Source organism: Xenorhabdus bharatensis (assembly GCF_037996705.1).
Lineage (GTDB): Bacteria > Pseudomonadota > Gammaproteobacteria > Enterobacterales > Enterobacteriaceae > Xenorhabdus > Xenorhabdus bharatensis.
In genome coordinates this window covers 52,035-67,300 of the sequence record NZ_JBBMXG010000023.1, presented here as the reverse complement: position 1 = coordinate 67,300, position 15,266 = coordinate 52,035, and the positions used below count along the sequence as shown (strand labels likewise).

General features: G+C 43.4%; 15 protein-coding genes and 1 pseudogene. All 16 read right to left on the bottom strand.

What is annotated here, in order from left to right; all coding sequences use genetic code 11:
• Positions 1–613 (bottom strand): annotated as a pseudogene (locus tag AAC855_RS18270) (hypothetical protein); the annotation flags it as partial.
• Positions 614–965: 352 nt separating this feature from the next.
• Positions 966–1,400 (bottom strand): hypothetical protein, encoded by a 435-nt coding sequence (locus AAC855_RS18265; protein WP_340611465.1) that lies wholly within the window; start codon positions 1,398–1,400, stop codon positions 966–968.
• Between the two features lie 160 nt (positions 1,401–1,560).
• Entirely contained in the window at positions 1,561–2,154 is a 594-nt protein-coding gene (locus AAC855_RS18260; RefSeq protein WP_340611464.1) for a hypothetical protein, read from the bottom strand.
• Between the two features lie 66 nt (positions 2,155–2,220).
• A complete protein-coding gene (locus AAC855_RS18255; RefSeq protein WP_340611462.1) occupies positions 2,221–2,772 on the bottom strand; it encodes a hypothetical protein in 552 nt (183 codons plus the stop codon).
• Positions 2,765–5,716, bottom strand: coding sequence for a DUF927 domain-containing protein (locus tag AAC855_RS18250; RefSeq protein WP_340611460.1), 2,952 nt, complete (start codon positions 5,714–5,716; stop codon positions 2,765–2,767). The genes AAC855_RS18255 and AAC855_RS18250 overlap by 8 nt, the downstream gene beginning before the upstream one ends.
• Positions 5,717–5,724: 8 nt before the next feature.
• Positions 5,725–6,159, bottom strand: coding sequence for a hypothetical protein (locus tag AAC855_RS18245; protein WP_099122735.1), 435 nt, complete (start codon positions 6,157–6,159; stop codon positions 5,725–5,727).
• A gap of 42 nt (positions 6,160–6,201) precedes the next feature.
• Positions 6,202–7,944, bottom strand: a complete 1,743-nt coding sequence (locus AAC855_RS18240; RefSeq protein ID WP_340611458.1) for a hypothetical protein — start codon at positions 7,942–7,944, stop codon at positions 6,202–6,204.
• A gap of 10 nt (positions 7,945–7,954) precedes the next feature.
• Positions 7,955–8,374 (bottom strand): hypothetical protein, encoded by a 420-nt coding sequence (locus AAC855_RS18235; protein ID WP_340611456.1) that lies wholly within the window; start codon positions 8,372–8,374, stop codon positions 7,955–7,957.
• A gap of 2 nt (positions 8,375–8,376) precedes the next feature.
• Complete coding sequence (locus tag AAC855_RS18230; RefSeq protein ID WP_340611455.1) at positions 8,377–9,963, bottom strand: helicase-related protein; 1,587 nt, start codon at positions 9,961–9,963, stop codon at positions 8,377–8,379.
• A gap of 9 nt (positions 9,964–9,972) precedes the next feature.
• Positions 9,973–10,545, bottom strand: coding sequence for a hypothetical protein (locus AAC855_RS18225; RefSeq protein WP_340611453.1), 573 nt, complete (start codon positions 10,543–10,545; stop codon positions 9,973–9,975).
• A complete protein-coding gene (locus tag AAC855_RS18220) occupies positions 10,529–10,825 on the bottom strand; it encodes a hypothetical protein (RefSeq protein ID WP_099122740.1) in 297 nt (98 codons plus the stop codon). Before AAC855_RS18220 ends, AAC855_RS18225 begins: the two co-directional genes overlap by 17 nt.
• Before the next feature lie 30 nt (positions 10,826–10,855).
• Complete coding sequence (locus tag AAC855_RS18215) at positions 10,856–11,683, bottom strand: PD-(D/E)XK nuclease family protein (RefSeq protein ID WP_340611451.1); 828 nt, start codon at positions 11,681–11,683, stop codon at positions 10,856–10,858.
• Positions 11,676–11,918 (bottom strand): hypothetical protein, encoded by a 243-nt coding sequence (locus AAC855_RS18210; protein ID WP_340611449.1) that lies wholly within the window; start codon positions 11,916–11,918, stop codon positions 11,676–11,678. The genes AAC855_RS18215 and AAC855_RS18210 overlap by 8 nt, the downstream gene beginning before the upstream one ends.
• A gap of 1 nt (position 11,919) precedes the next feature.
• Positions 11,920–12,831: a 3'-5' exoribonuclease domain-containing protein gene (locus AAC855_RS18205; protein WP_340611448.1), complete on the bottom strand. Its 912-nt coding sequence runs from the start codon at positions 12,829–12,831 to the stop codon at positions 11,920–11,922.
• A gap of 19 nt (positions 12,832–12,850) precedes the next feature.
• Complete coding sequence (locus AAC855_RS18200; RefSeq protein WP_340611446.1) at positions 12,851–14,929, bottom strand: DNA polymerase; 2,079 nt, start codon at positions 14,927–14,929, stop codon at positions 12,851–12,853.
• A complete protein-coding gene (locus AAC855_RS18195) occupies positions 14,929–15,261 on the bottom strand; it encodes a hypothetical protein (RefSeq protein ID WP_340611445.1) in 333 nt (110 codons plus the stop codon). Before AAC855_RS18195 ends, AAC855_RS18200 begins: the two co-directional genes overlap by 1 nt.
• Positions 15,262–15,266 lie beyond the last annotated feature (5 nt).

Genomic DNA, 15,266 nt, shown 5'->3' with positions numbered 1-15,266 from the left:
ATTTTGCAGTGTCAACTGTAATATTTCCTATAAAGTCAGCTAAGGAATATTCATCTTTTGTCATAAACTCAACAGCCCGGTAAGCAAGAGAAAAATATACACAAATCTTAGCCCCTGAAACTATGCCGTTGACTACATTTTTTGATCCGATACCTATTTTTAATATCCGGTGATCATTAATGCGATATCTTGAGCCTGTAATAATTGATTTAACAGTCCTCTTACCTGTTATTTTTATATAACTAACACCTTTAAGTTTATATTCTTTAGCTTGAACTCTAACGCTTCTAAATTCATTAATTATCTTCGCCAATCCAATAGCGTCCACAACATTTCCTGCGAACGAAGATGCTGGGTCAGTACATGCAAATACTTTATCTTTCCATTCTTTATGAGTACCATCTTTACATGCCATTGATTTTAAGAAAGCAACGGCCTCTTCTATAGTTAAAAGTGCAATATGTTCTTCATTGTCTGGGTCATTTAATTTTTTTTCAAGATCAGCATATTGTTTTCTTCTATACTCTTTCATATGAGTAATAGGCTTTAATGTTCCATTATCAAATACTAATTGCCCATCCATCATTGCATCTTCAAATTCACGTCTACTCACTTTACACCCCCATAAAATTATATAGCACAATAATTTATTAAAATTTTGTCTTCTATTTTATCGGACTCAATTATTTTTTCTTTAGATTTCTTTAAATATTGGGAACTGGTTCAAGTAATGCACTAACTTAAAATTCAGTGCAGAAAAGCAGTCAAATCATCATCTAAGACGCTATACTATCGAGTGTACATAGGTTAGCTTTGCTCACAGATTAGCAAGAAGGAGGGCTTACTCCTTATCAAAGGACATCTGGTCAATTTATGCCAAACCACATTCCAATACCTCTAATAATCCCAAAAGGAAACATAACTATATCGGTGATCATCAACGTAATTTAGAGAAACGAAATCGTTTAATTACAGTCATATTTGTTAATGATAAAAGCGGCTTGTGTATTTTTAATCCCATAATAAACAAAAGAAACTGTTGGCGGATAAATCGAATTGTTAAACCAGGTTTGCGCGCACCAGTTTGACTTAACCATATGAATCGCATTGGAATGAAGTTCCTTTTTCATTTCTGTTGTAATAGGCAGTGATACTGTGTAGGTATAAATGAACCCATTATCATTAGGCTTTATTTTTTCCATTATCGTATAGTTATCAATCCGTTTAGGGAGGTTCTGATTTAACGCAGCGATAGTCGCTTCTGTTTCTTTAATGACTTCCTGAATGAGTTGTTTCTTACTTAACGTTTCTGCATGGGATACGCTCATATAAATCATCATACTTGCAAGAATAAGCGCCAGAATAATAAGAGCACTTCCCCTAATCAGTTTATTTTTCATAGTGTTATCCTTTTTTACAGGGTATAAGTAAGGCTTCTATGTTAAATAGCTAAATATAGTGTATTCAGGAAGTTAAGTTGAAAAGAATTAAGGGTGTTTATTATTCGTTTAATGAAATAAATTGTATTTTATGCCCTTTTGGTTCGTAATTTTGAATTACTCATCTAAATATATCGTTTAAATTAATGAATGTTTCTGAATTCTGTGAGGAAGTCGTCACATGGATCACCGGTTCAGAAACCAAATGTGCCGCGTCAAATTTTCCACTGACCTGACAGACATCTTTGATGGCTTCTTGGGGTGACATACCATGATCAAGGTTGCTGTATACACGTGATGTTATTTGTGCGTCACCAATCACGATCCGTTGTTTTGGTACGGGGAAAAAAGGAACAGAAAGCCCTGACGTCAACCACAGATAATTCTGTTTTTCAGGAATAATCAATATATTTCCTGTATTCGCATCATCAGTATCGTGTAAATGTGCCAGCAGTTCTTTGCGGGTTTGTTCACAAAAATTCATGCCACCACACATATAGGCATGAATAAGGGCATATCCGATTGACGGATCACCAACAAAACCCGCCAACCCACGTTCATGAAATGACATTTCACTCGCATTGGGGAAAGTGTCTTTTGTACCATTCAGATTGTAAGTGAAAATTTTTTGAATCGTCATGCGATGATAGTTATCAACACAAAGAGAATCCGCATACAAACAATTTTCCTGGGCGTCGTAGATCACAACACTCATCGTGGTTTATCCTTTTTCATCAGTCGCTCCTCACCGCAAGCGGTGAGAAGTCATGTGAATGAGTCATTACGCATGGGGCCATAGCTCAGTGAATTCCTGATAAATGTGCATGGCCAACGTCATATTCTGCAGTCGTTTGGCATTTTCACTTCTGGCTACCGCACGGGACTGTAACATGGCATAGAGATCGTCGAGTTTTTGGTCAAACTCAACCGCATCAATATCTTTCAATACGTGCATATAATTCACAACCCCAGCCGTCACAAGACGCGGAGTCTTTAATGGCTGCTGTCGTGCTAATGCGGTCAGCAATTGCGTCATAACCTGAGTATTAAGCGACGATTCGGGGGGAATGCTCGCATCCGGCATCACCGATGATGTTGTCGGTATCTCTGGTACAGAGGACGGTGGATAGTTAACGGCGACAGCGATATCTTCCGTAGCAGAACGCAATACGGCTGCTTGTGTTTCTAACTGTTCCGACTTCTGCAATGTATCCGGTGAGACAAACAATTGTTTATTCCGGGGAGCTTTGCTTTTCTTTGGCTCAATAGGGATCTCCTGCAGGCTATCGGCAGACGGGATCACCGATTTTTTTCGTGTCGATGGTTTAGTCATTTGTTTCTCCTCTCAGATCAAGTTCCCATACATTGGGCCTTTTTGATTTTGTCGGAATACTGGTGACACCTTCTAGCATATGCTTACGGGTATCTCGTGCACGCAATAGCTTCATGTGATCTTTAAACAGGTCAAAAGGATAGTTATTACTTTCACACCAACGTCGTGCAAAACCCTTATTAATAAATAATTTATGACTGTAATTTTCCTGACGCAAACCGAGTTCTTTCGAGGGAAGCTGGTTCGACATAATGGGGGTGTTTGCTGCTCTGATTTCCAGACGGTTCTCAAATGTGGCCGAAATAAAGTGTTCAAAGATACTCGTCGGGGTGACTTTATCCTGCTCGACGTTGACACGTATTCTTTCTAACTGTTCTTTCACGGCCGTCATGACCCGCGCCACATCAAAATCCCATACTCCCAATTCTTTACCAAGAATTAATCCCGCAATTCCCAGTGAGACTGTCCATGTCCAATAACGTTCTTTTTGTGTAAAATCAAAAAATTCCTGACATTCTCGACTCACGTCTTCACATAGCTTTTTCACCAGATCCATGTTACGCATGAGGTTGCGTAACCAGAGTCTTCCTACTGCACCGGAATGGATCGTGCGGGCTAACATAAATGTTTGCTCAACGAAGTCTTTGTTCTCGTTGTTGCGTCCCCACAGGCTTGGTAGATTGCTCATGTCGAGTTCGATAACGCGGGCGTTTAAAGCCTCGGACAGTGCATTCATATTTACCAGTTGTTGTGTCAGTGATAAGTTTCCTGTTGACAAGACCGCCATAGTCCAGGAACCATTATTTTCCTGTAAACGATTTGTATTCGGTAATCCTCTGTCCTTATCCCGCCCCTGTGTTACGGAATAAACAAAATCCGTCAGTTCTTTACCCTGACGTTCAGTGATTTCATCAATGAACATGGTAATGGCATTTAATTCACCCAGCCGTCGATATAGTGCAACCGCCGTGTCTCGCGTCAAACCTTCAATACCACTGCCTCCATCGACTTGGTGACGTCCCCAAATCGATACCGCCAGGCGCGCAGACGTTGTTTTTCCGACACCGGATTTCGTTGCATAACTATGAACAAGACAGCCCTGGACGCCCATTAATTTAAATAATGGGGCGGCAAAACTCACACCCATCAAAAATTGTGGCAGCTCCATATCTGGCACATTAATTAAATCCATTGCTTTACGAAAACCGGCTACAGACGCATCCTCACTCATACGAAAGGCTTTATCCATACTGCCCCCATTATTCGCCAGTATCATTGGTCGTACCGAACCATCCACACTAAACTCGGTATTCCCCAACAGAAAAGCAGACATATCATCTGTCCAGCCATAATGTTGGTGTTGCTTATCAGCGGCCCGTACATCGGCAGCCTGCTCTGCGGTTCGACGTAAAAAGGTCATAAGATTTCCCCATTGCCCTTTTGAGGTGACCGTGACACCATGTTTACTTAATAAGCCCTGTAAACTCTGATCTTTGGGTAACTCGGATACTGGTAATTCAAATACCCGTGCCGGATCATGTGGCATCGTCACCTGCATCACAAACGACTCACCGTTCTGTGGCGAATAAACGCGGTTAAGAAATAAAAGCGGATATTTATAAATTAATATTTCTTTTCCATCTGCTTCTTTTGCCCGCTTCCAGATCCCCGATCCCATCGCGCTTGACGCAATTTTATAATCACGGTGCAATGGTAACGGTTGCTCCGTTATCTCCGCGACCTGTTTACTCAGTAATGTAATTGAGGGGAGTTGACCATCCTGTATCGTTACCGGACGCGCTTGCGGAATATGGTTAATAATGGACTTTAATTCTTCTTCGGAGGCTTCTTCAATGACTTTACCAAGTACAATGGGTGATCGAATTTTGCCCCAATGGGGGCAATCACGACAGACATCCGGGTTGAGACGACTGAACATGTCGCAAGTGTAAGGTTTATCCATCACGGATTGTGCTTTAGCTTCCGTTTCTGTAACGGAGTAAGTTGGATACTGATCTGAGATTTTATGTATCCATTCCTCACCATCAAAACAATTTATCGCAATCGATAAAGCTCCCCGCCATGTCGGTTCGTCGGTGGTACTTTGTTGTTCATAACATAAGGCGAGTTGGTCGCAGCCGCCTGGTTTGGGGTTTGTACTGCCTATATCACATCGTGCGATGATCTGTGCAAACGAAAATGATTTCTTTTGCACTCCCCATACCGCGTCCTGAAAATCATTTTCATCTTGAAGAAAATCGGGCATCGCCCCCAGACTATTCGATTGCGGTTGTACATAAGGTAATACTTCCTGCATTTCAGCAAGAGAGTAGGGTGTGGACTCGGTGGCTATAATACGAACGGCATTACCACTTTTGGTATGTCGTGTTCCCGGAACACGTAAAATGCCGCTGATGCGCATACTTGCTCCTGCGTCCATTTTTAAACCGTGTGTGCGGACGAGTTGTTCTAATCCCCCATGAAGTACCCGCCATTGTTCCGGTGACACGGGTTTATCCAGTATCCAATAAATATGTAAACCTTCACCACTGGCAATAATATAATTCGGTTGCCACATATCCGCATCAACGAGCCATTGGGAAAACGCGGTATAGGCTATTTCAAAGCTGGGATAGGCCCACTTTGGGTGTTTCTCGAATTTTTCTTTCCCTGCATCAATATCTAGCCATAGGGATTTCACTTCCTGTACATGATCATCCCGACGCCCAGCATATTCCGTTCCTTTTGTGTTAAAGGAAGACATGGCAAAGTATAAGTCCGTCTCTCCTGACTCATGCTGCTGAATAAATCTGGCAGCATTACCATCGCGGATATTGACCCAGTAGTTACGAACTTCTTTACCTGTCGCTGTCCGAGGATTCTTTTTGATGGTGACAAGCACCGTTTCACCCTCTGGAGGAACAACCGACGTTAAGAAGTCCATACGGTGCCTTATAGGTTAATACTATTTTTAATCAATGATTGGATGTTTTTTAAGCCAATAACATCCCAGTCGCGTTTTGAATCGTCGAAGGGAAGTTCACCGTCGTCACTGAGATCATTAGCCCAAGTACTGTCATGTTTCAGTTCTTCCAGCGTGTACTTGTATTTCAATGCCGTCTGTACTTTTTCAGCAAAGGCTAAAAGAATATTGGGATAGACCGTCTTAGGACTGCACGGTAATGCTCCCACGGCATCTATTTCCGTTAATACCATAATGGCTAAACGGACTTCATCGGTATATTTAGCCTGATACGCTGACGCATTGACAAGACGTCCAATCTGGGACGCTGACATATTGGGTAAGAGATAACCCAACGTTTTATTATTAATACCCAACTTTACCGCAAGTTCTGTAAGCTCTACAGATAACGTAGCCTCTGACATTTTCGTCTCCTTAATGCCATGATTGGATCATCGTTGATGCGATTAATCGTTATTTTGTAACAACGCTGCGTTCAAAGCGGCCTCCATTTCAGGGGTTAATAGGCTGCCTTTACCTCGCGTCTTGGGTTGTTCATCATCTGGTGCTTCTGCAGCTTGTTGTTGTGCGGCACGTAAGCTCGGTGAGGCATTCGAGAAAGTCTCTTCGGCTTCGGTTGCTTCAACGACAGAAGCACGGCGACTGACGCGTTGTTGTGTCGGCTTATTCACATCGGCAGAACGTTGTTCTGTTGCTGAGGACGTCACCGCTGCACCTCGCGTCCGTGTTATTCCTGTTGAACTGGTTTGTGTCGGTGCGGCGTGACGACGACGCCCCAGTACAGCTGAGGAGTCTGCAGGCGTATTTCGGGTACGTGTCTGAGTGGGCTGCTCTGGATTTGAAACGGTATCCTGTGATGCTACCTCGTTACGCCTACTGCGTGTACGTACAGTATTATTTTGTGTTATTGACGTATTCTGTAGTGTGTTCACGGCACTTCGATTGCGTGTGCGGACGCCACTTTCCTGAGCGTCTGAGGTATTTTGTCCGTCTGTCACCGGTGTTCGGGTACGGGTACGGACTGCGACCGCGCCATTTTCTTGCCGATTGGCTTCCGCCGCCCGTCTTGCCAGAGCTTCTGACTGACGACGCTCTTCGGCCAAACGTTGTTCTTCTGCGATACGACGTTCCTCAGCAATACGGCGTTCTTCTGCTAAGTGTGCTTCATATTGTTGATAATCAGCTAACGTAACTTCTTCTATATCAGGTGTTTCAACGGGTAAGTTTGTCCCCGGTTGTAACATAACAATTGCGCCCAGCTCCGTATGCCGCCAGTAGGTAGGTATGTTATCGGTGATAGGATTGTCATAGAAAATAATTTCACCGGTAAAGGGGTCTACAGTCTCTTGTCCCGTATTAACTGATTCGGTATTGCGTACTGGCGTATGGGCCGCTGGTGTTTGCAAATGGGCTGGCATTTGTCCGAATCCCTCGGCACTCAGTTGTTCTGCTTGTTCTGTATCCAAAACACCGAGCCGCAGTACGCGGTCAAGTTCGTCAGATTCAATCAGTTTTCGTACCTGTTGGTATTCTTCGGGATCAGCAACGTATCCTTTGGGTTTCATCAAAATACGTTTATGTTCTGAGTAAGGATCGACATAAAGCTGAATCCAGGCTTTCGAGGGATCTAATTTTTGTTTTCTAAACCAGTTAACGAGGGCATTCAGTCCCATATAACCATCGATATTCGGTTTTTCCCCAAAGATAGCAGTTGATGATAAATTCACCTGAAAAATGGTATCCCACGTACTGTCATTTTCTCCCGGTGTCCAAACGGCAATAGATTGCCGATAACGACATGCTCTTGATTCACCATTAATGCCAGAGCCGGGAAGATTTTGTGGACATAAATCACAGCGCGTACACTGCTTATGTTTCGCATCGGCAGCTGGCGTAATATTATCATTAGAATAACAATCAGGGGTTTCTTTACTGCCTTCAACATACGTATCACGATAAAATGTGCGTCCGACCTTTGATGGTCGAAGCATAACAACGGTCATAGGCTGCAGAGGTTGGGACTGGGCGACCAGATTCGGGCCAATAAAAGCCTGCAATATATGTCCTTTCATTTTGATACGAGCAAAACTAGACAGTCCAACATCATCCCAGTAAGCACTTAGGCCGTCGTGTTCATCGCGCAAATGCGCGGGTAAATTATGATCAAAGGTCACGATAGAATTATTCATAAGGAATTCCTTATTTCGCGGGTTTGAATTGTATGTGTTGTCGTGTAAATGCCTTTAATCCCGGTGGCAGGGCATCACCATGCTGTTTTCTATACGCTTCCACGCGTGGTTTTGATACGTTTTTACTGAAAAAAGATAAGTCCTGACTGGTAACAATAAAATCTCCCCAGGCATCCAAATCCTGCACACTGTATTCCACCGTCGTTTTTAAGAGAACCTTACCTAATTCCGTATCCAATGAATGAATTTTCTCATTTTGCATCCGTTTTTGAACTTCGTAATACAGGACGCGTAATTGATCATCAATGCTTTTTGTTTCCTCTATCATTGCCGCCTTGTGTATGGCTTCAATGGCTTCTTTCTGTTGCATTAATTGAATATGGGCTGAGGCCAATTGCGCTGTTGAGATACCGACAAAAGGATCACTCATTGTTAGTCCCCCTGGTTGTCTTTTAAGAGACTCCTGTAAATATCTAGCAATGTTAATTGAGCATCGGCGCGTCCTGCGGTTATGTCATAAAGCTGTTTTTCCCGTTGATCACCCCAGATTTCGGTTACCGTCATATGGTGTGTCTGTCCATTACGTTCCATTCGGGCATTAGCCTGTAAATACACTTCTGTACTGCTATACGGTGCAAACCAAATGGTATGACTCGCTGCCGTTAACGTCACACCGTGTGCAAATGCGGAGGGCACACCGACTATCACTTGCATCTGTCCTTTAAGATCATCTTGAAAACTGTCGAAGATTTTTTGACGTGCTGTCTTACTTATCCCACCGTGTATGACGCCAACCGCAATATTTTTAAGGCGTAGATAACGGGCAATCATATCAACAGCTGCACGGAATGGCGCAAAAATAAGCACTTTTCCCTCTTCACTGTGAATAATTTCCAGACATTCATTCAATCGTTTCGTGGGTTTCATTTCAACCACTTCACCATTTTCAGAAAGCACGGCACCACAACAAATCTGTACCACTTTATTCAACAGAATAGCCTGGTTATCTCCCGTGATATCTTCACCCGCCAAATTAACCGTCTGCTGAACACGTAACATCTTAATTGCAGCATTCTGTACCGATGTTAAGGGTAAATAACGCGATTCATATACAATTGGTGGCAAATCAATACAATCCCGTGTTCGAATTCGGATCGCGGGTTTCATGTATTTTGCGACGGTATCCTGCCAACCCTCAAGAGGAAGCCGTTTAAACTCGTTGACTTTCCACGTCGTTAAATTTTCCCACCAGTAGATATTCGGCACCGTATTACCAAAACCATCAAACATACAAATCTGACCGAATGCATCTTTTGGCCCCATTGGTGTGGGGGTTCCTGTCATTTGCCACGCATACATGGCATTACGTACAAGGGGATAAACCAACGTCCATAAATCCGTTTCCCTGTTCTTTATTTTAGTACTCTCATCCAGAATAATCAGGTCGTAATTATTCTGAATAAATTCCTTATGAAGTCCTTTTAACGCTTCATAATTTGTAATATGAAACGGCGCAGCCGAGGCGACCTGTTCCTGTTTCTTTTTTACTGACCCTTCAATTACCGTAAAATCCGCCACACCGAACAGCAATTTTGCAGCGGTAGGCTGCCACGCATCCAATAATACGGAAGATGGACAAAGTACCAGGATCTTTTTTACCAATCCGAGGGTATACAGATAATGAGCCGCCCAGATGCCGATAGCGGTCTTCCCTGTTCCTGTACCCGCAAAACAATAGGCCTTTTTTCTAAGACATAAAAAGTCAGCACACACAATCTGGTGCTGATACGGACGAAAATCACTGGGGCCGGGCCAATTATAGTCCCGATAAATAGGACTAACAGCGGGTAAATTGGCAAACGCCAGAAGTGCCGCATTATAATAGTTCCACTTATAGGCAACTGTATTGTCACCCAGATCAATAAGCCCTTCTGGATTCAACACACGTGCCCGTTCTAGCTCTTGTTCTGACCCTTGAATGACGAGCGCCCGTTGCTGATAGAGTTGCAACGTTGCCATCATCCAGCCTTATGAATATACATCATTCAATAATGTTTCCTGCCATAAACCTAATTCTTTGAGTTTATTATCACGAGCTTCGCGGGCCTCTTTAATCGTCTGATAGCCACCTTGCTGATCGAGTCCTTTTCCCCGATAAATGCGCCAGTAAAATGTTTTCTCTTCACGATTACGGTAAATTCCCGCACGAGGATTACGAAAGAGTTGTGCAATATGAGGAGAAAGACACACAATATTATCCACGGTACGCGCACAATTATCATCCAGTAATCGAACAAGGCCATTCGGTTCTTTACCTGTCACGACGGCCCAAATAAGATCCAGAATATTTTTCCGTATGTTTCCCGCACCGCTCCCAATAGCGATCCGAACATACGTGTTACTGCCATTCATTGTGATACCCACGTGTTCACCCGCATAACGTTGGTTAAACCATGTACAGGAACGTTCTGCCATTCCCTGATCTGCCTGACTGTATTTTCGGTAGAGTTCTGGTGTACGTGCTTTCCAAAAAAGACCACCCGTATCAGGATTATAGGTCATTAATGCCTGTAAATCTTTCGCCTTAAGAGTGTGTTTCATTCCATTGTCCTCCGACAAGTTTCATTATCTCTTCATCAGATAGCCCTGCAGTTTCTTTGGGTTTCAGTTGCTTAAGTATACTGACCAATCGGGCATTGGCGTTAGTCATGCCTTCTCCTGCCAACTGAACGCTGTTATCTAATGATTCCATCATCGTCAGAATGGTTTCCAGCATGGCCTGTTCTTCTTTTCGTCGCTCATATAAATTGCGCAATAACACCAATAAGGCATCTCCCCTTATTGTCAGAAACGTGACATCTGGATTTTCTTTCATTGTCATGAGTATATCCGCTCGTATGTCAACTGTCGTTCACTTCTGAACCGTGGCATTAAACGGACAGTTCATCACCGGACAATAGGCACACAACGGCGATGTCTGTTCCGGCCAATAATCACGTTCATAAGAATCAATAATACGTAAAGATTCTCGTAAAAATTTCCGCATTTGTATCGCGTGTCCTTCCTCATGAAGAGAGGTTGTATGCGTTTTAACAGTGCCTGCTTCTAAGAATATCAGGGCACTATCAAATTGCGTATAATGCTGCATGGTTGGCTGTGCTTTTGCCATGACACTCATTAAATCCAGTTGATCGGTTTTAGGATAACGGTCTTTTCCTGTTTTATAATCATACAGATAGAGTTTTTTTAAACTTCCCATCCCTAAATCGGTTTTTCCCCGCATAAAAACGGCAGACGTATCAAACCAACTTGCTACTTTGCCGTCCGCTTTAATGGCCCATTCCTGTTCACCGAACAAAGGAATACCAACACGCTGTTCGGCTACTAAACTATTAAATTTCTTCTTTAACATATCCGCGACGCCAGTACCGATTCTTTCTTTCACCACCGTATCCATCAGCTGGCCTTTTAACAGATAATTTTCGTGAGCCTGGTGTACCTGCGTTCCCCATAAGGTGGCTGGGGTGTCAGTATAGGGAATGTTATGTGTCAGGTGTTGTTCATAAAATCGTCGTGGACATTGTTGATACTGACTCAGTTTCGAAAATGATAAGGCCAGCGACAAAAGTTTACCGCCCCCAACTGGTTTATGAATTTTATTCGGCCATTCCACATCATGATCCAGGGGATATGCGATTAAGTCGTCTTTTTCTTTTGCTGAAAATATCACTTTACCCATCGCGCTTCGCTCCGGGAATGCGTATCACCGGTTGAACGTCAGCTGGCTTTTGGTTTTCCGAATCCAAGATCCAGCCCGTGATAAATTGTGTAATGAGAATACTGAACTGTTGCGCATCCGTCAGTTTTTCTAAGTCGGCATCACATTGGGGGGCAATAAAATCGTTACCAAAATTATAATTGATATCAACTTGACCATCAGGCAGATCGGTCACGGTAATAATGACATTTGCCATTTTACATACTCTCCTTTTGACAGTGAGGACAGTGACAGGCCATGAGATGCATACATGGTTCACCATTAGATTTTATAAACAAACCATGACAATCTGGACAGTTGTGATGTAAACATGGCTTATCATTTTGAAATTGAGAGGTATTTGATAAGGGGGAAATGCTCGGTGTATCGGGTTTAGCATACAGAGTGAGTTTGCTATCGGTATCTTCCGTTATAATCTTTCCTAACGGAATAAGTTCGTTGGGGGTGAGAGACTGCCCTTGTGTGTCCATTTGATAACAGGCGGCGTTAATCTGGCTTGCAAACTGCCAGTATACTGCGAGCTGTCGTGATAAACATTGAGCTTCCCAAAGAGCATCGTGATCCGCACGATGTGCTGTGCCTGTATTGGGTGCCCGAATCGGGAAGATCATTTCAAAGGTACGTAGACACGCCCCGTTATAAAACAGCCACGGTAGTGGTTCCGAATCGTTATTCACTTCACGATATAAGACTTCCATAATCGGACAGTCAAACGCAGCACCACGCCCCAGTAAATAAAGATTACGAATAGGGAAATGAATTTCACCCCAGTTCATATGCGCACTGACGGTTTTTTTAATCCAGGTTGTCATTTCCTGCATGACATCAATAAGTATTGGGGTGTCAGATTCACACGCTTTTTTAAACCTGAAACGTACTTCGGCTTCTTGATTCATAAGCCACGCCAGTGTGCTAGGTGTCTGTTTAAACCCCCGTGCTACCATATCATGCACATTGACCAGTGACCCCCACGATCCCAGTATGAGTCCGTCACCCCGCACTAAGGCAAGCCCAACCTCCCAAACTAAAGGTTTATCCCCCGCCAGATTAGATAATGTCTCAACATCGGCAATGAGAAATAACGTATCGCGTTTTATTTTTGGCTGCACGGTTTATCCTTATTTTCGTTTAGTTGCATTCTTTCAAAAGAGCATCAGCATTCCTCTGATTAAAACCAGAGGCTATCCAGATAGCTTCATCATATTGATCACCATAGGTTGGGCCTGCGGTCAGCTCACAATCAATTGGTGTCCGTTGCGCCCAATCGGGGCGCTCTCTCATCCGGTATTGGATTTGTTCACAGCAATAGGAAAGATCTTCGTTTGGTAGAATAAAAATTAATTCATCGTGTACGGTTAAACACCAAAAAAGGCCGTCATTTCGCAGGTTCATCATCATTCCCTGTAGAATACGGGTAGAACTGCCTTGTGTGACATTATTGGCAATAATGCCGCGATAAATCTTGCGGGTTTCCCGTTTCTCGGCGTCGGTATACAAAATGATGTCGCGGTTTAATTCATCTTTACCGGCGATCCGAAGATCGTCATAACGCAGTATCCAGCCATCCGGTAAAATAATCTTGTTTTTCATGGCAATATAGTTGTTTTCATAGCCAAAAGAATAGGTGCCACCATAAAGCATCACGTCTAAGGCATTTTGGCACTGCGTCCAGAACTGAACGATATTTTTATAACGGTCACGATAAAGTAAAACAGCGTCATGGCAGAATTCTTTGGTGACATCTAAATCATAGGCTGTGCGTAGCCGTAAATAAAACGATTCGAACCATGACCCATATTGCAGAGAAAGAATTCCCTCTTTACCGACGTTACGTTCTTTCTTTCGGCCATTTATTTTTGAGACTTCATAACCATATAACATCGTTGCAAAGTCAGAATAGGGATCTTCATTGCGGGCAAACTGTAACAGCAAATCGTCCTGTCCGGCATGGTCAGCCATCCGTCTGGCTTCAATCTGTGATAAGTCGCAGGTGACGACTGAATAGCCTTTCGGTGCCCGCAGAGATTGTCGTAGCGTCAGATCGCCGCCACGTTTGGGGAAGTTCTGAACATTAATATCCTGATAGCCTACCCAGCGTCCCGTTGTTGCACCAAACGCTTTCAGGGGAACCGGCATCTTTCCTCGATGTGCAATATCTAATAGATTTTTGGCCCGTGTGATCCCAATCGTGGACTTCTCGCCCATACGGGCCTCACAGACAGCCTCAAGAAACGGATCGCCCGATGTTAAGAGTGCCTTAAATCCCATGTCCATTTTGGCAAACGCATACGTCTTTTTCGGTGTCCCATCTGCATTCTTTGCGGTCTTACTGTCTTTCATAGGAACATCCACACCCAACTGCGTCAGTACCTCTGCAAATTGAGGGTTTGACGATAAGCGTTTACGAAATGTCTCAACATCCTGTGAAAATGCCGCAGAAATTTTTGCCAGTTTATCTTCCTGTAGTTGTATCAGGCGCGGGATATACTCACACAACAACGCTTTATCTAAATCAAACTGGCAGACACAACCGGCCCGTATCGTGTCGGACATGGTGACCATATCCATTTCAGAGTAGTGCCAACGGAAAAGACCGTAGAGTGGTGGCAAAAGATCCACATCTCGAAGGCCATAATCCCCATACCGCTGTAACCCGGTAGCCGTAAAATGTTCCAGACGCATCCCCATCACCTGGTGAACTTCTTCTTTCTTATTCGGCAGGGAATATCGTTTTGCTAATTGGGCCAGACTGTTTGCCGCTTTTGCGCCATGTAATGGTCGCGCCATCGTCATGGTACAGGTAAACTCATGGGGTTCTATACCGTAGTAATCTGACAGAATAAAACCATCAAAGGGGAGGTTGTGTGCGATGACGTTGCAGTTGTGTAACATGAGGGCATTCAGTTCTTTTCTTACTGCACCTTTATGGTTCGGTATCCAGTACCGTTCGCCCGTATCAGGAATAAGAAAGGAACAAAGTATGACCTGAAAACGGGGATCACGAACATACTTTTCATAGGTCATGCCTTTTGCTGATAACGAATACTTATTGGCAGGATCATAAAACGTTTCAAAATCCAGAAAGACTTTCGGAATACGATCAAAATCAGAGGTCAGAGCACGTGTTAGGTTGTGACGGGATTGCTGCTTTTCCTTATCACTGAATATGTCGTTTTGCAGAATTCCATAATCGTATGCGTATAACATTATGTTACATTCCAAGTAATCAGTGGCCTGATAATCAGATAAAGTAACCCGATAAGACAGAAAATCAGTACCCAGTCACCTGATTTTGACATAAAGACTGGACTTACTGTGTCTTGACGCCGGTCATAAAGCTCTTTTAAACATTGCAAATGATGCTCGGCCATTTGTAAATTATCTTTATCATAACGTGCGGGCGTCCCGTCACCATCCCGTTCTATTTTTTCCTGTAGATCCGCAATGTAACGAATGAGTAGTTCTTCATTCAAATCCGCATCTGCATCATATGACCACTTCTGTTCTTCACAGGGAAGTGTTACATGCACGTATTTCATTTAAC